At 28.3% G+C, this 19,994-nt stretch carries 23 protein-coding genes; 1 reads left to right on the top strand and 22 read right to left on the bottom strand.

The window, feature by feature from the left end:
- From L1S49_RS03990 to L1S49_RS04085, 21 genes are all read right to left on the bottom strand, one after another.
- A complete protein-coding gene (locus L1S49_RS03990) occupies nt 1-1,065 on the bottom strand; it encodes a sulfate/molybdate ABC transporter ATP-binding protein (RefSeq protein ID WP_238902645.1) in 1,065 nt (354 codons plus the stop codon).
- Nucleotides 1,049-1,747, bottom strand: a complete 699-nt coding sequence (gene modB / locus L1S49_RS03995; RefSeq protein ID WP_034856592.1) for a molybdate ABC transporter permease subunit — start codon at nt 1,745-1,747, stop codon at nt 1,049-1,051. The genes L1S49_RS03990 and modB overlap by 17 nt, the downstream gene beginning before the upstream one ends.
- Before the next feature lie 30 nt (nt 1,748-1,777).
- The gene (gene modA / locus L1S49_RS04000) at nt 1,778-2,584 is read right to left on the bottom strand and encodes a molybdate ABC transporter substrate-binding protein (RefSeq protein ID WP_238902646.1); all 807 of its coding nucleotides are present in this window, start codon (nt 2,582-2,584) and stop codon (nt 1,778-1,780) included.
- A gap of 247 nt (nt 2,585-2,831) precedes the next feature.
- A complete protein-coding gene (locus tag L1S49_RS04005) occupies nt 2,832-3,479 on the bottom strand; it encodes an amino acid ABC transporter permease (protein ID WP_238902647.1) in 648 nt (215 codons plus the stop codon).
- On the bottom strand, nt 3,476-4,204 hold the full coding sequence (locus L1S49_RS04010; protein WP_083553444.1) for an amino acid ABC transporter permease: 729 nt from the start codon (nt 4,202-4,204) through the stop codon (nt 3,476-3,478). The genes L1S49_RS04005 and L1S49_RS04010 overlap by 4 nt, the downstream gene beginning before the upstream one ends.
- Nucleotides 4,204-5,004: a transporter substrate-binding domain-containing protein gene (locus L1S49_RS04015; RefSeq protein ID WP_073018240.1), complete on the bottom strand. Its 801-nt coding sequence runs from the start codon at nt 5,002-5,004 to the stop codon at nt 4,204-4,206. Before L1S49_RS04015 ends, L1S49_RS04010 begins: the two co-directional genes overlap by 1 nt.
- Nucleotides 5,005-5,027: 23 nt before the next feature.
- A complete protein-coding gene (locus tag L1S49_RS04020; protein WP_073018238.1) occupies nt 5,028-5,753 on the bottom strand; it encodes an amino acid ABC transporter ATP-binding protein in 726 nt (241 codons plus the stop codon).
- A gap of 495 nt (nt 5,754-6,248) precedes the next feature.
- Nucleotides 6,249-8,093 carry an HD-GYP domain-containing protein gene (locus L1S49_RS23385; RefSeq protein ID WP_238902648.1) on the bottom strand — a complete coding sequence of 615 codons (1,845 nt, stop codon included), beginning with the start codon at nt 8,091-8,093 and terminating at the stop codon, nt 6,249-6,251.
- 198 nt (nt 8,094-8,291) lie between these two features.
- Nucleotides 8,292-8,423 (bottom strand): hypothetical protein, encoded by a 132-nt coding sequence (locus L1S49_RS23175; protein WP_275299520.1) that lies wholly within the window; start codon nt 8,421-8,423, stop codon nt 8,292-8,294.
- A 168-nt stretch (nt 8,424-8,591) separates the two neighbouring features.
- A complete protein-coding gene (locus tag L1S49_RS04030) occupies nt 8,592-8,792 on the bottom strand; it encodes a cold-shock protein (protein WP_021800652.1) in 201 nt (66 codons plus the stop codon).
- Between the two features lie 392 nt (nt 8,793-9,184).
- Nucleotides 9,185-10,363 (bottom strand): acetyl-CoA C-acetyltransferase, encoded by a 1,179-nt coding sequence (locus L1S49_RS04035; protein ID WP_238902649.1) that lies wholly within the window; start codon nt 10,361-10,363, stop codon nt 9,185-9,187.
- Between the two features lie 115 nt (nt 10,364-10,478).
- Complete coding sequence (locus tag L1S49_RS04040; protein WP_238902650.1) at nt 10,479-11,042, bottom strand: TetR/AcrR family transcriptional regulator; 564 nt, start codon at nt 11,040-11,042, stop codon at nt 10,479-10,481.
- A 45-nt stretch (nt 11,043-11,087) separates the two neighbouring features.
- A complete protein-coding gene (locus tag L1S49_RS04045; protein ID WP_238902651.1) occupies nt 11,088-11,714 on the bottom strand; it encodes a non-canonical purine NTP pyrophosphatase in 627 nt (208 codons plus the stop codon).
- A gap of 73 nt (nt 11,715-11,787) precedes the next feature.
- Complete coding sequence (locus L1S49_RS04050; RefSeq protein ID WP_181601259.1) at nt 11,788-12,864, bottom strand: HD domain-containing phosphohydrolase; 1,077 nt, start codon at nt 12,862-12,864, stop codon at nt 11,788-11,790.
- Between the two features lie 632 nt (nt 12,865-13,496).
- Nucleotides 13,497-13,793: a hypothetical protein gene (locus L1S49_RS04055; protein ID WP_238902652.1), complete on the bottom strand. Its 297-nt coding sequence runs from the start codon at nt 13,791-13,793 to the stop codon at nt 13,497-13,499.
- 18 nt (nt 13,794-13,811) lie between these two features.
- Nucleotides 13,812-14,105, bottom strand: a complete 294-nt coding sequence (locus tag L1S49_RS04060) for a hypothetical protein (RefSeq protein WP_238902653.1) — start codon at nt 14,103-14,105, stop codon at nt 13,812-13,814.
- Nucleotides 14,106-14,237: 132 nt separating this feature from the next.
- Nucleotides 14,238-14,960, bottom strand: a complete 723-nt coding sequence (locus L1S49_RS04065; RefSeq protein ID WP_238902654.1) for a type II toxin-antitoxin system antitoxin SocA domain-containing protein — start codon at nt 14,958-14,960, stop codon at nt 14,238-14,240.
- Between the two features lie 15 nt (nt 14,961-14,975).
- The gene (locus L1S49_RS04070; protein WP_238902655.1) at nt 14,976-15,641 is read right to left on the bottom strand and encodes a RelA/SpoT domain-containing protein; all 666 of its coding nucleotides are present in this window, start codon (nt 15,639-15,641) and stop codon (nt 14,976-14,978) included.
- A 375-nt stretch (nt 15,642-16,016) separates the two neighbouring features.
- A complete protein-coding gene (locus L1S49_RS04075) occupies nt 16,017-16,508 on the bottom strand; it encodes a hypothetical protein (protein WP_238902656.1) in 492 nt (163 codons plus the stop codon).
- A 116-nt stretch (nt 16,509-16,624) separates the two neighbouring features.
- Complete coding sequence (locus tag L1S49_RS04080) at nt 16,625-18,151, bottom strand: hypothetical protein (RefSeq protein ID WP_238902657.1); 1,527 nt, start codon at nt 18,149-18,151, stop codon at nt 16,625-16,627.
- 170 nt (nt 18,152-18,321) lie between these two features.
- Nucleotides 18,322-18,723, bottom strand: a complete 402-nt coding sequence (locus tag L1S49_RS04085; protein ID WP_238902658.1) for a hypothetical protein — start codon at nt 18,721-18,723, stop codon at nt 18,322-18,324.
- A 223-nt stretch (nt 18,724-18,946) separates the two neighbouring features.
- Between L1S49_RS04085 and L1S49_RS04090 the strand changes: the two genes are divergently transcribed.
- Complete coding sequence (locus tag L1S49_RS04090; RefSeq protein WP_238902659.1) at nt 18,947-19,153, top strand: hypothetical protein; 207 nt, start codon at nt 18,947-18,949, stop codon at nt 19,151-19,153.
- A gap of 52 nt (nt 19,154-19,205) precedes the next feature.
- Here the strand turns inward: L1S49_RS04090 and L1S49_RS04095 are convergent, their stop codons facing one another.
- Nucleotides 19,206-19,721, bottom strand: coding sequence for a YfbU family protein (locus tag L1S49_RS04095; protein ID WP_238902660.1), 516 nt, complete (start codon nt 19,719-19,721; stop codon nt 19,206-19,208).
- Nucleotides 19,722-19,994 lie beyond the last annotated feature (273 nt).

The raw sequence follows: 19,994 nt of genomic DNA on the forward strand, positions 1-19,994 counted from the left end.
TTAGGTTTCTCTCATAAGAATAACCTTATCATCTGGTATTATTATATTAAGTTCTTCTGTATTTCCCTGAAGTTTTTCCCACAAATCCTTTGATATCTCCCAATGTAAAAATTTATTTTTTCTTCCATCCCTTATAATTTCTAAATATACTGTAGTACTAAAGGGTGTTTCACTAAATTCTACAATTTTACTTCTGTATATATTATTTTCAGAATTATTTTCTGCTATCTTTATATGATGAGCCCTTATCCCTATGTAGGATATGTCTTCCTTTATCTTTTCTTTAGTATATATTCTACATCCCCAATCTAATGCTTCTATTTCATTATCTGATATTATTTTTACCTTAGAGAAATTTTTACACCCAGTTAACCTAGCTGAAATTACTGTTGGAGGTCTTTCAAATATTTCTTTTTTAGTTCCACTTGCTTCTTCTCTACCATTAGAGATAATCTTAATGTTATCACATATCCTATATACCTCGTCCATGTTATGAGACACAAATATTACTGTTCTTCCATAAGAATTAATCACATCCATTAATTCTTTTTCAACCTGACTTTTTAGAAAATTATCTAAAGCTGAAAATGGTTCATCTAATAACAAAATCTCTGGATCAACAGCTAAAGCCCTAGCAATAGCTACTCTCTGTTGCTGTCCTCCTGATAATTGTGATGGATATCTATTTTCTAATCCATTAAGCTGGAACATATTGATTTTATCTTGAGCTATTTTTTCTCTCTCTTTTTGCGATAAATCTTTTAATCCAAATTGAATGTTTTGCAAAACTGTCATATTGGGAAACAATGCATAGTTTTGAAATAAATAACCCACTTTCCTATTCTTTATAGGTACATTAATTCCTTTTTCTGAATCAAATAATGTTTTTTCATTTAATATTATTTTTCCTTTTGTAGGAGTTTCAATTCCAGCTATGCATTTTAAGGTCATGCTTTTCCCGCATCCTGATTGCCCCAATAAGCCAAGTGTTTCATTACCTATATTTAACTTAACTTTTAAAGTAAACCCTTGAAGGATCTTTTCTATGTCAACTAATAACGCCATAATTTTTCCCTCTTTTCTTAGACAGGTATTTACTTTGATACTCAGACCAATAATTCATTAAAATTATTACCGTAAAAGATATTCCTACTATAAGTAATACCCACATCAAAGCTTTGTCCATCTCTCCACCTTCTGCTGCAAAAAATATAGCAACGGGTATAGTTTGAGTTTTCCCTGGTATATTACCAGCAATCATTAATGTTGCTCCAAATTCTCCTAAAGCTCTAGTGAAGGAAAGTATAGTACCTGCTGCTATTCCTGGCCAAGCAAGTGGAACTGTGACTTTCCAAAATATAGTCCATTCAGATGCACCAAGAGTTCTTGCTGCATTAGAAACATTTGAATCTATTTGTTCAAAAGCTCCTCTTGCTGTTCTATACATAAGTGGAAAAGTTACAACTACAGCTGCTAAAACAGTTGCAGACCATGAGAAAATAATCTGAGTATCTAATTTTTCAAGTATTGTTTTAAATGGTCCGTTTTTCCCGAATATAAGTAATAGAAAAAATCCAACTACTGTAGGTGGTAATACTAATGGCAATGTTAGTATTGAATCAAATAAACCTTTAAGCCTACCTTGATATTTATTCATAAGCTGCGCAATTAAAATTCCTATAAAAAATGTTATTATAGTAGAAACAAATGCTGTTTTTAAAGAAATCCATATAGGTGTTAAATCCATAGTCACTATTACACCACCTTAAATCATTAATTACTTCAAAGCACTAAATCCATATTTTTCGAATATAGCTTTTCCTGAATCGCTAGATATAAAATCCACAAAAGCTTTTGCTGCATCAAGATTTTTACTATCTTTCAAAACTGCTACCGGATAAATAGCCTTAGTATAACTTCCTTCTTCCGCTTCCTTAACTACCTTAACTTTATCAGATACTTTAGCATCTGTAGCATATACCATTCCGACGTCAGCATTACCTGTTTCTACCCAAGCAAGAACTTCTTTTACATCCTTAGCATAAACTGTTTTACCTTGGATTTTATCAAATATCCCAAGCTTTTTTAAAGCTTCTTCTGAATATTGCCCTACTGGAACACTTTTTGTTTCTCCTAGTGCAACCTTTTTAACACTGTCACTAGTTAAATCACTAAAATCCTTAATATTAGTATTATCTTTAGCCGTTATAAGTACAACCTTATTTTCTAATAAATCTTTTTTACTATCTTTGAGTATTAAGTCTTTTTCTGTTAGTGCAGTCATTTGTTTTTGAGCAGCTGACATAAATATATCTGCTGGCGCACCTTGTTCAATCTGTTGTTGTAATGAACCTGATGAACCAAAATTATATGTAATAGTTACATTAGATTTTTCTTTTTTATATAGTGTCTGTAATTCTGTCATAGCATCCTTTAAACTTGCTGCTGCGGATACTGTAATTGTTACTTCTGGTTCATTTGCCTGCTCTTTAGATGCTGAATCATCTTTTTTACTGCACCCTATTACTGAAAAAAGCATAGCTAGTACTAAAATTGTAGTAGTAATAATTTTTTTGTTTTTCATTTTATAGCCCCCTTTAATTTATATATAAATAGCTTTAGCTAATTACAAACAAAAAAAGCACCTTGTTGTATATGAAAAATAACATAACACAACTCCGTGCTTATAATTAACTTATTAATGTTACGTGATGTTATCTTTTATCACGTTTTGTTAATTTAAATTATATTTAAACTAGAATAAAATGTCAAGAAAAAGAGTGATTATTAATTTATATAAATTAATAATCACTCTTTTTATACTAAATACACTATCCTTGCAATGATAATCTAGCATGTTGCGCTCTAAACACAATTGATATAAAATAATTAACCACAAAGTATATTAAAGCCACTGTTGTATATAATGTAAATACTTGTGTAGGTGTAGCATAAGCTCCCATTAAAATCATACTTTTACCTGTTATCTCCTCAACGCCTACAGCCCATAAAAATGATGTATCCTTTATTACCGTTACAAACTGAGAAAGTATTGCTGGTATCATATTTTTAAAAGCCTGCGGAAGTATTACATATCTTAAGGTCTGAAAGGTGTTAAATCCTTGAGACTGGGCAGCTTCCCACTGACCTTTTTTAACTGAACTTAACCCTCCTCTTACCACCTCACCTATTATAGCTGTAGTAAAGATTGTAAATGCTAGTATTCCTGCATTTACAGCTGGCATTCTAAATACAAACCTTATAAAAAATATCCATAAAAGAAGAGGGGTATTTCTAACCACTTCAATATATATTGAAGATAACTTTCCTAATATACCCTTACTTGAACTTCTTAAAACACCTAAAATAGTTCCAAAAACTATGCTTAAAAGTATTGATATTACAGATATATAGAGAGTTAACGAAAAACCTTGTAGTAAAAACTTAATATTAACAGGATTTAACACTTCTTTTATCATGCTGTCGCCTCCCTCTTATAACTTAGTTCTGGTTCATCCTCTACTACATGTTGAACATTATTATAATCAGCCGACTCAAGCTTTCTTGCTAAAGTCGCTAAAGGTAGACATATTGCTAAATATAACAATCCTGTTATTACATAAGCAGGTCCATAATACATTTTTTCATTAGCCCAAGAGTCAGATCTATACATTAAATCTCCTCCAGCTATCATAGTTAAAACTGAAGTATTTTTAACTAAGTTAACAGCCTGATTAGTTAATGGAGGTAACATAACCACTTTAGCTTGAGGTAATATTATATACCTCATAGCTTCCCAATAGTTAAATCCTTGAGAAAAAGCAGCCTCTAGCTGACCTTTATTTATAGATAATATACCAGCTCTAACAACCTCTGCAATATATGCTCCATGATATATTCCTACTGCCAATATTCCTATTGTTTTTACTGGCAACACTATATTAGCTATTAAAGGTAACGCATTAAATAAAAAGAATACTTGAATTACTAATGGTGTATTTTGAATAAATTCTACATACACTCTACTTATTACTTCTAAAATTTTAATCTTAGAAGCTGATAATATACCAAAAAATACTCCTAATACCAGAGCTAAAGCTAACCCTAAGAGAGATACTGTTAATGTTGTTAGGAAACCATCTCTAAATATTGTCCAATCTTTAAAAAGAGCTTCCCATTTAAACCACGCAAATGGTCCTGTCATTACTTAAGACCCCACTTAGTCTTCAACTTATCTAATTCTCCATTTGATTTTAATTCTTTAATTGTATCGTCAATAACTTTTGCAAGTGCAGTATTATCTTTCTTAGAGGCTATACCATAATCTTGTGGTGAAAATTTGTCTGGCAATATTTCTGTACTATCATTCACATATCCAGATAAGATAGATCCATCAACAGAGAAACAATCTACTCTACCAGAAGTTAATGCAGTATTTATTTCTGGGTAACTAGCGAATTCTGAGAATTCTACTTTTATTCCAAGTTTATCAGCTTCTGCTTGTAGAGCAGTTTTTGAAGTAGCACTTTGAGCAACCCCTATCTTTTTACCATCTAAGTCTTTAAAAGACTTAATTCCTGAATCCTTTTTAACAAGTAATCCAACAGCATCTACAAAGTATGGTTCAGAGAAGTTGTAACTTTGTTTTCTTTCTTCAGTAATTGTAAAAGTAGCCGCTATCATATCTGCTTCTCCACTATCAAGCAAAGGACCTCTTGTTTTAGCCGTAACAGCTTGAAGGTCAACCTTATTTTCATCTCCAAGAATTTTTTTAGCTACTGCTTTAGCTATATCAATTTCAAAACCTTCTATTTTCCCAGTTGAAGGATCCTTATATCCAAAGTTAGGAACATCAACCTTTACCCCAACTTTCAAAGTTCCCTTATCCTTTATAGCTTGTACCTCGTCTTTTGTGCCTCCATCTCCAGTTGTTTTTCCTCCAGTAGAACATCCCGCAAGTGCTACTGATAAAGCTAGCACAAGAATAGTTGATAATTTTTTCATTTTTTAATCCCCCTTTAAAATTATTATCTTAATATTTTGCTTAAAAACAATTTTGTTCTTTCATGTGTTGGATTTTTAAAGAAATGTTCAGGACTTCCTTCCTCAATTATTTCTCCACCATCCATAAATATAACTCTGTCTGCAACTTCACGTGCAAAACCCATTTCATGAGTAACTACAACCATGGTTATATTCTCATGAGATAACCCAACCATAACATCTAGAACTTCTTGAATCATTTCTGGATCAAGAGCAGATGTTGGTTCATCAAACAGTATTACCTTAGGATGCATATTTAATGCCCTTGCTATTGCTACCCTTTGTTGTTGTCCACCTGATAGTTGTGAAGGATAAGCATTCGCTTTATGTTTTAACCCAACCCTATCAAGATACTCAAGAGCTGTCTTCTCTGATTCTGCTTTAGGTACCTTTTGTATTTTAATAGGTGCTAAAGTTAAGTTTTCTAAAACCGTTTTATGCGGATATAAATTAAATCCTTGAAACACCATTGCTACAGATTGTCTAACTTTTGCAACAGGTGCTTTTTTTACTGTTAAGTCTACCCCATCGACTATAACATTTCCTGAAGAAGGTTCTTCTAAATAATTCATACATCTTATAAGAGTACTTTTTCCAGAACCACTTGGACCTATAACCACTAACTTTTCACCTGATTTAACTTCTAAATCTATATCTTTCAATACATGAAGTTTACCGAAGTGTTTGTTTACTTTCTTTAAACTAATCAAATATGACTCCCCCTTATTCATTACTGCCTCAATAAATATATATACATTATGATACATATTTAAAAAAGGAGCCTAAAACCTCACAGAGATAATTCGACTCCTTTGTCTCATATCTATTTTATATTTATTCATAGAATATCATAAATGATAGTTTTGTTCAAGTTTTTTTAATAAATATATATTTTCTTGCAAGTTTTATTGCAAAATTTAATCTATAATGATATTTTTTCTACCGATTTATAAATTTAAATAAATATAAAAATAGTACTTAAATAAAGACCTGCGTTATAATACTGACCATTTTTGCCATTATATGTTGTTAGTTTGCTTTAAAATTTAATTATATTTATTCATTTTTTACCATTAATTGCTTATTATTTGCATATAAATCCACTCTTGGTGTATATATATTAACAAAAAGAAGAAAGAGAGCTACAAACTAATAAATTACATAAAAATGGCTGTAGCACTAAGTAATTAGTGCCACAGCCACCTTTATTTATCTGATTTTTCATCCTTTAAATATTCCACAAATGCATTAACTACAGTTTTATCAAACTGAGTTCCTGAATTTTTAATTAATTCATCTATAGCAACTTCTTTTGTCATAGCTTGCTTTCTATAAGGTCTGCTGCTTGTCATTGCATCATAAGCATCAGCTACACAAACTATTTTTGCTAACATATCAATTTCCTCATCTTTCAATCCTCTAGGATATCCTTTTCCATCAACTCTTTCATGATGTTCATATACTATTCTTACACTTTCATCAAGAAAACTTAATTCTCTTAAAATATTTGCACCAATTTCAGGATGCTTTTTCATAACTTCATAATCTTCTTCTGAAAAGTGGCCTGAGTAATTAAGTATTTTTTCTGGTATTCCTATTTTCCCAATATCGTGCAAAATACTACCAAATCTTAATTTATTTTTTTCATAATCACTTAGCTCTAATTGATCCGCTATTCCTAAAGAATACTTCATAACTCTTTCACAATGTCCACCTGTATAAGAATCTTTTGCTTCAATAGAATTAGCTAAGGCTCTAACTGTTTCAAAATAGCTATTCTCATTTTCCTTAAGCAAAGCAGTAAGTTCTTCATTCATGGCTGTTGTTTCTTCATATAATGCATTTATCTCTTCTTTTTGAGATAATATTTCAAAGTTCTGTTTCTCTAAATTTTCTTTATCTTTATACTGTTCATCTAGTAGATTTTTAATTTCTATTGACATCTTTTCCAAATTATTTCCTAGTATCTGCATTTCATCTCCAGAATTTATATTTATCTTAATATTAAAATTACCTCTAGAAATTTCATTTACACTATCTATAATTTGTTCTATAGGATGTATGAGTTTCTTTCCTCTTACAAAACCAAATGCCGCCACCATAATTGTTCCTAATATAACTACCGCTATTACAATCAATTTACTATTAGTTAGACTTTTTTGGAGTTCCGCATCATTATAAACAATTTGAACAACATTTCTTTCATTTGCACCCTTTGCTCCAACTATTTCATAGGGTACATAATCATAATAAGATTTTCTTCCATTAAAATCTGCTACAACCTCTATTACATTCATAGATTTAATTGATTCTTCAAAGTAGGCTAAATTCTTTTCTCCTACATAAATATTATTGTTATCACTATCTTTTTTATAAGATATTCCCTGATAATCAAATAAAATTATTTTATCTACAAATTTATTATCCTTAACAACAGCTTCTTCAAAGTTATCAAGTCCCATACCATCCAATTTTTTATTTTCTTCCTCCATGGAAAAGCCAATCTCAAATATATATTTTCCATCCTCACTTGGTAAATAGCAATACTTCTTCATTTCAGACTTTTTTATTGATAAGCTTACTCTTGAAGAAACAAACTTTTTTTCCGCTCTAACCTTCTCTAAAAACAAAGTAAAATCTGACCATGGTTTAAACTTTAACCCTAAATCATTTCTGTCAGTACTTCTAATTACTGTATCATTAACATCTATTATATATAAATCTATATCTGATCTATTATCAAGATAATCTTCTAAATTAAAGTCAACATTTCCTCTGTCAACATAAGCCTCGTTTAACATTTGTAATATAGGTTTTCCTTGTTCTTCTAACTGACTTTCCAATATTGATTGCATTTTATCTGATGAACTCAGTATGTTCATCACTCTTTCTCTTACTAATCTCCTACTCTGCACAAAATTATCTTCTAAGGTATTTTTAATTAAAATATATTGAAAAACACCTAGAAATGTTGAAACCATTATAACTACCGAAACTAATAGAATAGTTAATTTATTTTTAAACTTACCCCGAGTTTTTAATAACCGCACCCTAATCTCCCCTTCATAGAGAGGCCTTATAGATATATCAGCATCTCCTAAATGTACGATATAAATACAATACCATATTTAGGATTTATTTGACACATTACACATAATTTTTTATGAATTTTAACATTTAATTATTCTTTTTTTCTCTTATAAATAATTTAATTATATTTTTAATTCCTAAATTAACATTTTCATTTTCTATCTTATCTTAACACCGCAATTTTCTACTTCTTCAAATAAACTTTTATCTTTATTTAAAGTTACTTTTGAAAAAAACATCAATTCTATACATAATGATATTGTTTCTAAAATATGTTTAATTTTAATCATTTTAATTCCTCCAATGTTTTTATTATTTTAGTTTTATCAATTTAGTTCTCTTAATTTAATATATGAATGTATAAAAAAAAGGTCTCTCTTACCTTAATAAAGTAAAAAAGACTAATTAATTGCAATAAAAAAACCTTTAAGAATAATTTCTTAAAGGTTTGAATTTAACTATCTAGCTATAGTTACGTTTTCTGCTTGTGGTCCTTTTTGTCCTTCTGCAACGTCAAAAGAAACTTCTTGACCTTCTTCAAGTGTCTTATAACCATCTATTTTTATTTGAGAAAAATGTACAAATACATCTTTTCCATCTTCACCAGTTATAAAACCGAATCCTTTTTCTCTATTAAACCATTTAACTGTACCATTCATTTGATGAGTACCTCCAAAATTTTATTTTCTTAAAATATTTGTAAAAATTCAGCAATAAAATTTCTTCAATAGTATAGTACATTTAAATTAAGTACTTACCGAAAATATTGTTGTTCAATTATTTACTTACCATTTAAAGAATATATATTGATTATATCACTACTATTATCCTATTTCAAGTTATTTTTTAAAATTATTAATATAACTACTAATATTTTATCTAATATTTAACTGTTTTTCTATTCTTTTTTAAGATAACGTATATTTAACTTAATATTCCTTATAATTAATGTATAATTGTTTTGACAATTTTATTGAATGATTGTATGCTAAATTTTTATGTTGAAATAATAAAATGTGCATGTTATTAATATGCACATTTCTTCTATTAATTATACACTTTCTATAATTAATGTTGTTCCCATTCCCCCACCTATACATAAAGTAGCTAATCCTCTTTTAGCATCCCTTTTCTTCATAGCATGTAATAAAGTTACTACTATTCTTGCTCCAGATGCACCTATTGGATGTCCTAGTGCTATTGCTCCTCCATTTACATTCACCTTAGATTTATCGAAGTTTAGGTCTTTTGAAATAGCTATACTTTGAGATGCGTATGCTTCATTTGCTTCAATTAAATCTATATCTTCACTTCTTAGATTAGCTTTTTCTAAAGCTATCTTAGTTGCATAAAAAGCCCCGTATCCCATGATTGACGGATCTAGTCCAGCTGATCCATAAGAAACAATTTTAGCTAAAGGTTTTATATTTAGTTCTTTTGCCTTATCAGCACTCATTAATACCAAAGCAGCTGCACCATCATTAATTCCAGAAGCGTTTCCTGCTGTAACTGTTCCATTTTCTTTAAATATAGGCTTTAATTTGTTCAATGCTTCTATAGTATTCCCGAATCTTGGGAATTCATCAGTATCAAAAACAATATCACCTTTTTTAGTTTTTATTGTTATAGGAACTATCTCCTCTTTAAATTCTCCAGATTTTATAGCCTTTTCTGCCTTTAATTGTGACTCAAGTGAAAATCTATCCTGTTCCTCTCTTGTTACATCCCATTGTTCGGCTACATTTTCAGCAGTTATACCCATATGATAATTATTAAAAGCATCAGTTAGACCATCTTTTAACATCTCATCTATCAACTCACCATTACCCATTCTATATCCCCATCTAGAATTATTTAATAAATATGGCGATTGAGACATGTTTTCCATTCCACCCACAACAACGACCTCAGCATCTCCGGCTTTAATTACTTGAGCCCCTAGACTTATTGATCTAAGTCCTGATCCACATACCTTATTTATAGTTAATGCTGGAACTTCTACAGGCAAACCTGCTCTTATAGCAGCTTGTCTTGCTGGATTTTGTCCTAATCCAGCTTGAAGTACGTTACCGAAAAAAACTTCATTAACTTCCTCTGGATTTATTCCAGCTCTTCTTACTGCCTCCTCTATAACTTTAGCCCCTAACTCAACTGCTGGAACATCCTTAAGACTTTTTCCATATGCTCCAATAGCTGTTCTTACTGCACTAACAATAACTACTTCTTTCATTTTAAACTCCTCCTCAATATTTAGTTATTTTTTTAACAATTGCTAATAGACTGATTTGTCTATTTTTATTTTTAAAAATTAGATTATAAAATTTTACTTTTATAATCTTTATTAATTAATACAATTCTTTTAGATCTGTCTTCATTTTTTTTAAAACATCAATATCCTTACTTATTCTATAATACACTAAGTAACCTTCATATATTGAAAAAGCTTTATTGGCTAAATCATCCGCCCTAAATGCATCTAATCCTGAAAATATAAAGATATTCTTGAAATTATCTATAAGTTTTTTCATAGCCTCTAAATAATATTCTGATATATCAGGTTCAGAAAATGCTATTTCTAACCCAAGTACGGCAAATGGACATCCAAAATGTTTATCCACTTCTGCACCTCTAATCATCTCGTTAAGTAAAGATTCTATAAATTCCTTCCAATCTTTTTTTTTAGAAAGATTTTCTACCCATCCATTTATTTTCTCATCAAAATACTTTGATACCTCAATAGCTAATGCTTTTTTACTAGCAAAGTGAAAATAAAAAGATCCCTTTGGCAATTTAGTTAATTCTAAGATATCATTAACGCCTGTTGCATTATAGCCTTTCACAATAAAGAGATTTGCAGCACACTCTATTATTCTATTTTTAGATTGTTCTCCTTTTGTAAGTTTTACCATAAAATCTCTCCTTTAATTAAATTTTAGACCACTTTGTCTATTTTGTCAATAACTTTGTTTTATTTTTAACGATGTTCTAAAAAAACTCCTATATGCATCTGTGTTAGTTTCTATGTATTCATCATCATTCTCTTCATCTAATTCAACAAAATATTTTTTAGTTTTCATGTCTATAGATATTGAGTCTAAAGGAAATCCCTTAGTTCTAATATTATGAGGATCTTTAGTTATTATAAATTCCCTTGAAGTTATATCTTCTCCATCATACTCATAAATTTTACTTCCATTTACCACTAAACATATAGCATTCATATATTTAGCAGCAACTTGTCCTCCTAAACTTTCTGCAAGATGGCTATAATATGTTATCATTTCTTCATCACTTAATTCTTCTCCATCTATTCTCCTAACATAAACTCCAGGTTGTTTATTTACTTCAAGTCCCTTAATATATAATCCTGTGTCACAGGAGAATACAGGCATATCAACATATTTAGAATAATTGATAGCTTTTATCCTTGCATTTTCTAATGGACTATTACCTACTTCTTCTACACTTCCTATGTCTAAATCTACATCCTTTAATCCAACAATCTCTATATCTAATCCTTTAAGAATTTCCTTCATATATTGAATCTTTGCTGGATTAGTTGTACCATATAATACTTTCACTTTTATTCTCCTCTCAATATTGTTATAAAAATCCTTCTAAGCCCTTTAAGACCTAGAAGGATTTTCTCATTTTTTAATCTCTACATCTCTCTCCAATAGCTTTAAACTTGTCCTTTAATTGTATAAAGGCCTCTACTACTCCTGGATCAAAATGTATACCACTATCATTTAAAATTATCTCCACCGATTCATCATGAGAAAAAGCTTCTTTATACACACGCTTACTTGTTAATGCATCATACACGTCCGCAACTGCCATAATTCTTGCAGAAATAGGGATGTTTTCACCAGCTAATCCCTCTGGATATCCTCTACCATTCCATTTTTCATGGTGGTAGTGAGCGATTTCCTTAGCTAACTTTAAGAAGGTTTCTGGTTTATTTAATATCCTTTCTGCTCTTACTATTGCTTCTTTTCCAATCATAGTATGAGTCTTCATAATCTCAAATTCTTCTTTTGTAAGAGGTCCCGCTTTTAACAAAATATCATCTGGAATACCAACCTTCCCTATATCATGTAATGGAGAAGATGCAACCATAAGATCTATAGTTTCTTTAGTTAAATAATTTTTATATTTTTCATCTTTACTAAGTAAATTAGCTAATTCCTTAACATAAAGCTTTGTTCTTAATATGTGTTGTCCAGTTTCATTATCCCTAGTCTCTGCCAAAGACGCCATTGCCATAATTGAAACCTCTTGTATTAAAGCAACCTCTTTAGTACGTCTATCTATTTCCATTTCAAGATACTTATTTTTATCTTTAAGAAAATTTTGTGATTGTCTTACAATTATATTATTTTTAATTCTAGCATTTAAAAGGATTGAGTTTATAGGTTTAACTACATAGTCTACAGCTCCTAATTCAAAGCCTTTATGTAAATTCTCATCACTTTTTTCAGTTATTAAAATAACTGGTATATCTTTAACTTGATTTATAAACTTTAATTCTTCTAAAAGCTCATATCCATTTAAGCTCACCATAGTCAAATCCAATAAAATAAGATCTAGAGAATATAAATTACTTAATTTAAGTATACTTTCTAAATTATCTGCTTCATTAACATCATATAAATCCTTTGATAAGTAAACCTCTGATTCACTACCTTCTGATTCTTCTACTATTAATATTTTCGGCTTAGAACTCTCCATTATTCTCCTCCCCCAACCTAGTTGACTAAAAAGTTCATCATCTTATATTAAAATTTTATCATATTTACTTATTATAAACTATATCAAATAATTATTATTTTTTAATAGTTATATGTTTTAAAAGTATATAATTTTCTTAAATATGTGGAGATTTTTTCATATAAAAATCCTCCAAACCTTATGGCTTGGAGGATTTTTAAAATCTTTTACTATTTTTACTTTTAATATAAGACATGGCTTATTATCTACTTCTTAACTAACTTCACAATAGTCTCAGCAGTAGACTGCTACCAATCACACTTCGCTTACGCTCGTATTCTTGAGCAGTCCTTGCATGGGTGGAACATCATCTTCTTCAGTCGCTTCACTTCTTCACAAGATGTGTTACCACCTCACAGTGTGGCGTTTATCAAAACAATAGCTTAAAATAAATCCCTTGAAATCACATCACCTCAATTCAGCTTTGTAATTTCAAGGGCTAAAGGAAACTTGTACTTAATTTAAATTATCTTTAATTATTCTAAATTATAATGTTTGTCTACTCGTTAGTAGCAAATTGGTAGTGTTGCTACTAATGATTTGTAAATAATTATATTTTCATTTATAAAAAGCATTTGAATATATCTTCTGCATCATTTTAAATATCCACTAGCTTCCCAACCATGTAGTTTACATACTTCTTTCCACTCTTTTAACACTTCTACATTATTATGATCCATATTGACCATTTCTAATGTTACATAACAAGTGTTATTTTCATAATCTATTATAACATCAGCAACTTCATATTCATATGGACTACTAAAAACAGGATCTCCTATCATATCACCCTTATGAGGTATAATATTAGATTCAAATTCTTTTCTCATAGTAATGCTCCCATTACTAAAAGTTTTTAATGATAGTACTTGTGAAATACTTATTTTCATAATTAGTTCTCCTTTTGTTTATAATAAAGCTTCAAATTCGTCTGTTAATTGTTCAGCAACAGATATTCCTATTTCTTCTATGGATTTATCTTGATACTGAGTTACCTTCTCCAAGAAGTCATCAATTTTCTTTCTTTTAATTTGATTAGAATTAGCATAGCTTATCGCTAAGCCTATACTATATGCCTGTACTAGATTGCTTTCTATTACATCTGCATCTACATATCCACCAAATTCGCTTCTATCACAATTTAATACTTTTCTTAAATCATGCTCTATATTTACTGCTAAAGCGTGGCTCTCAAATGACATATAAACACCTCCTTCTGTATTTATATTTATACAAACTAAAACAAAATCCTTTATTTATAATTCGTCAAATTCCCCTATATTTTGCAAAATAAAAACACCTACCTTAGCAAGTGTTTTTATTAATTATAATATTTACCCTTTAACATATTCTTTTATCATTTCCAAAGGAATTTCGCACCCAGTACCTTGTTCATGAAATACTCTATACCATGGTGATCCTTCAACGTGAGTTTCATCAACCATTTTCATTCCAGTTTTATTCCCATATTGCTCTATTACCTTATCTATACACTCTAATATGCTTTGACTATCATAAACCCTCGATAACTTAATTTTTAGTTTCAATTTCTCTAATTCTTTGTCTTCAAATACTATTTTTTTTCTTTTATACTTACTTATTTGATCATATACACTCGGTATAACTGGCCCATATGTCCATGCTTCAAAAGCTTCTTCAAACAAGGGTTCATCATGCTCTTTAGCGTACTCTGAATAAACAAAATATAATAATTTCTGAATTTGTAACTGATCAAAGTCTTTTTTTACTAAAATACCTTTTACTATATCTTCTGGAGTTATTTCTATGCTTTGAGCCACATCTTTTTTAAATGCATCTATATCTGAATAAAAATAAACATCTTTAAAATATGCATCATAATCCGCTATTGATTCTGTTGCAACACTTTCTGTAATTATATGATGAAAACTAAAAGTTACATTTCTAAAATCACCTTTAACAGATTTAACTAATTTTTCAAACTCCAATATTCCTAATACATCTGTGTAACTCTTATGAAAAGCAATTCTTCTTTCCATTCTATAATCACTACACATTAAAATAATATGTTGATACATAAAAACACTCCTTTCTTATAAATTATTGTAATTTGTAATTATGCTATCCACATAACTTTGTTTATATTCTTTGTGTAAACTTATGTTCTCTTTTTCATCTTCTTGGTCCCAAATCTGTAATTCTATCGGAAATGTCCTATTGTCTTTTTTCAAATATATATGATATGCCTTGTATCCATTATTATTTCTATCCAAAAGTTTCAAATTATATCCATTATCTTTGAAATCACTTAATAATTTATTGAATACTTCATAATTTTCTTTATAGTATGGATCTATTAAACGAAATCCCAACAAATCATTCATATATCCATTTATAGGGAATTTACCATTGGATTCATTTGCCTTTCTATATATTTTATTGTATATAGAATCCTCTGTCTTTACTCGCCCTATAAATTTTGCTTTTTCGTGTAGGCTTATCTCACGATTTATATCCGCGGTACACATTACCTGAAGACTAATTAGATTTTCTTTAAAACTATATAAATATTTTTGAAATTCTAAATTTAATTGATTTTGTGAATCATAAATATCGCATATATATTTCTTTTTTAAATTGATTTCTATCTCTCGTACTTTTTCCCATTCACTACAATATTGAATATATCTATCATGTATGCTTCTAAATATTATTCTATATTCATCTAAACTTAATTTATTAACACTATCCGAACTCATACTATAGATATTCTCCTAGTTAAATATTTTAGCTCATACATGGTAAACAAATTTACTTTTTCTTATTCTAATTATATCGGTATATCAATATATTTCATAATGTCATTTAGTACTATAGTACTATTATAGATAACTTTTAAGACAACCTTTCTTTATTTTTCTCTCTTTTACGGAGATTTTCATTTTGTCAAACACAATGATCCTAGTCTAACTCTATATTTCTATATTTATCTCTTTTAAACTCAGTTTCTTTCTATATTTTTAGATTTATAAACAATTCATATTTTTAATAAAAAAATTAAACACCTACATTAAAATAGGTGCTCTGTTTATTAATAAAATATGTATTTATAATTTACTTGTTAGTATTTATATCTACTTCGTTTTTTTTAATTCAAAATGATATTTATAATTACTTAAAGTATTTATATTAATAACATCTTTCTTAATAAGATTTTTTTCTAAGCTAATATCTCCTTTTACCCTTATAGACTTTATGTACTTAATACAATATTGAGCTTGACAATTATCATAATTTTCTAAGTTAGGACAATTATTAATATTCATCTCTTTCATCAACTTACATTGATCCTGATCACATTCTAATTTATCTTCATCTATTTCTAATTCGTATATGCATACCATTTGTAATAAATCTGTCTCATTACTATTAAGCCTTAGTAAGCTTGACTTTGAAAAAAATCCTGCTGCATTTTTGTCTGAAGATAAATATACATAACCTCTGGTTGTATCAGTATCTCTACCCCTATTATTATGTATTGCTATTTTGTTAGTTGTAGCCTTTATAATCTTCTCTCTGTTTATTTCTTTAGATCTTATTTCTGGTGTTCCATGGAAAACTCTCATAAATATATTCCCTTTAATATTAAGCTATTTAAATCGTTGATTAATTATTATATTTTAAAGTTATTTTTATTAATCTAGAATTAATAAAAATAACTTTATACCTTATAACTAAATTTTTAATTATATATATCATACTTTTCTTTATAAAAACTCTTGATTTCTATATCTATTTCTACTTGAAATTCAATCCATTTCATTTGATAATCATTAGAAAATCTTATTATCTCATTCAATAAATCTAACTTTTCCTTTGATTCAATATTTTTATGAATCATCTTATACAACATATCCATCAACCTAGTATTTTCATTAAATAAATCATCAATAATCGCCCTCTTATTACTATGCATACATCGGCTAAATGTTCTTATTTCATCTATATATTTACCTAAATCTAAAATTGTCTTAGAGCTTTCTGCTGCAGGTAATCTATTTTCATATATTATTTGTATGGTAGTTAGTAGATTTTTTAGATATTCTATCAGTGGATTAATAGATATATAGAATTTATTATAATCACTAATTTTTTCATTTAATGCTTGAATTTTTAATATTTTATTGCTATGTTCTAAATTTTCATTTTGAATTTTTCTAGTTTCGCTTGTTGATATATGTAATGCAATTAATGTAGTTATTCCTCCTATAACTCCGCCTATAAAACTAGCCAATATAGTATACCAATCACTATATGGAGGTTTATATATCATCCACAGAATTACTGGGAAAATAAAACAAAATATTATAAAAAATAAAATTATTTTATTGGCTTTTCTCTCTTTCATTTTACTTACCTCTTTAATTAATGAAATGAATCTTTTATAGCATACTCTAACTTTCGAATTAGCCTTTTTGTTAACATTTTCTTTCTGAATATCTATTAAGTTTTTCTCAATCTGCTTAACATCACTTTTTCTAATATAAGTTTCTTTAGAATCTTTAATTATGAGATAATATTCTTTATATTCTAAATAACAACTACATTCAATAGTATTTTCTCCAATCTTAAGAAGAAATTTACTTTCCTTTGTTAATATCTCACATAATTCATTTATACTCAATCCTATAATAAAAATAGATGCGAAGAAAATACACAAAGCTACTATTTGTGCAATATCATTTACTCCACTTATGGTTCCACCTTTTAACTTGTCATTAATTCTAGAAAATAAATCTATTGAAAGTACTAAAAAAAATAAGGCTGAAAGCATTGTATTGAGTATATTTATGATTTTCAGTGATTTAGGTATTATGGCTTCTTTATCACTTGTCAATCTTCTTAAATAAAGTTCTCTTACCTTAAAAAATAAATGTGTAGTCCATATTATATTAAAATACATTAAAATTATTAATAAAAATACTATCCCATTATAGCTTGTTAATTTTTTTATATCTACAGAAAGCGCATTCCCCTTTTCTTCAAAAAAATAAACTCCTAATCCTATAACTACAAAAATATAAATAATTACAAATATATATCCACTCATCATTAGAATAATTTTAAAAATAGAACTTTCTCCTGGGACATTTTTATATTTAGTTTTAATATATTCCATTTGAAGGCTCGATGCTGCTTTAAAATAAAATCCTAAAAATGTTCCTACTATAGTGACTATCGTCAATGATTTGCTTATTGTATCTAACATAATCCCCCTCCATATTGACTAATTATACAATATCTCTCAAATATATGCTATATACTTACATTTTTTTATTGTATATAAAATAAAAAGACACCTTTTCAAGTGTCTCTATTATAATATCTTAAGTTAAAATAAATATATATTACTTAGGTTCTAATAAAAAGTATTAATTTTTAATTCATTAAAAAATTAGCTATATCAATAATATAATTAAAATAGTCACTTTGCCAATCTTCATTAGAATCTTTAACATTATTAAATTCTATTACTATACCATCTTTTAGTACTATATTTAATGAAAGTTCATACTGCCCTTGAAAATTGACTTTCACGTTTTGAATTTCTTGTAATCTATATACAGTCAAATTTAATGGGTTAAAAGAACTTATTATAATCTTGTCTTCTGTAAGCATGTACATTTCTTTCGGAGATACTTTATTAAATATGTTTTTTACATAGCATTTCTTTACCTTAGAAACATCAATTAATTTCTCTATATTTCCGAAACTTCTATTAGCTCCATTGTTAGAATTGATGATTGCTTTTGAATCATTATAATCAAGTAAATTTGTCATTATTATCCCCTCCTCTCTTTACTCTAACCATTAGTTTTTAATACTAAAAAAAGTAAAATGACGTAATTCAAACTAATATCATTTTAAAATATTGGGTTTATTATTAAAACTCCAACTTTTTACTATCAAATTATCATTAAACGTATTTTTATCAACTTTTTTGCCATATATATTTCACATATATACCACAATATAGTAACATATTGTAAAGTGGGTGATTGTTATGTTAGACGATAAATCTCCACTTATATTAGCCCAAATAAAAAATCATTTTGAAAAAAGTGACAAAGAATTAGCGGCTGTAGATTTACTAATTAAAGAACTTAAATTCGAAGACATTGATAGCATCATCGATTCACTTGAAAATGGTGGTTATATTAATGTAAATAGAGAGTATATTACTCCAGTTATAACCTCTGTTAATGTGTAAAATAGAGGAGATATTGAATCTCCTCTATGAAATTTCTTTAATTACTCAATTACTAATATTCCTCGGTAATATATTTTATTTGCTCTAATGTTAAATCATCATATTTGGAGATTCTAACCTCTTTCCATTTTCTTAACATCTCAGAGTATCTTCCAACCATAGCACAATGTGAATTATATTCAAAATCCTTCATTGCTTTTATTTCTCCGAATTTATCAAAATCATCTAAGAAGAACTTTGAATAATCATAGTAATCTAACTCATCATTACCATCATATCCTTTAAATAATATTTTCTCATTTTTAATCTCTTCTTTCTCTTCTCTTTTTAGATTTTTATAAGAGCCAATAAGAGATCTAAACATAGAAAAAACATCAATAACAAATTTTGAAACATCTTCTGGCGTTTCATCAAACATTCCTGAGATTAATTCATCGTAATTATGTTTATATCCACTAAGAACTATCTTTTGCTCAACATCATACACGTCTTTATTCTCTGGATACAAGGCTTTTAATATCTCATATTGATTCCACAGTATTAACCTCTCTTTTTTACTTAAATCCATAAATACCATCTCCTTTTATAAGTTAATTCTACAAAAAGAGATAAATTCCTTTATTTAACTAACATTCCTTGTAATTGCATTTTTTATAGGTTATAGCTTAAACTATATTCTTTATTATCTAGCTATAAATCCTATTAAGTAGTTACTTTTACACTTTAGCGACTGTACATATTTATATCATTATTAAATTTTTCATGTGATTTTCTATATAAAAAAAACTCCAATTAAGGAGTCTTCTATATTAGTTTATAATTCTTCTTGATGCATAATGTT

Origin of the sequence: Clostridium sp. YIM B02506, assembly GCF_022324845.1 — a bacterium.
GTDB classification, from domain to species: Bacteria; Bacillota; Clostridia; order Clostridiales; family Clostridiaceae; genus Clostridium_T; species Clostridium_T intestinale.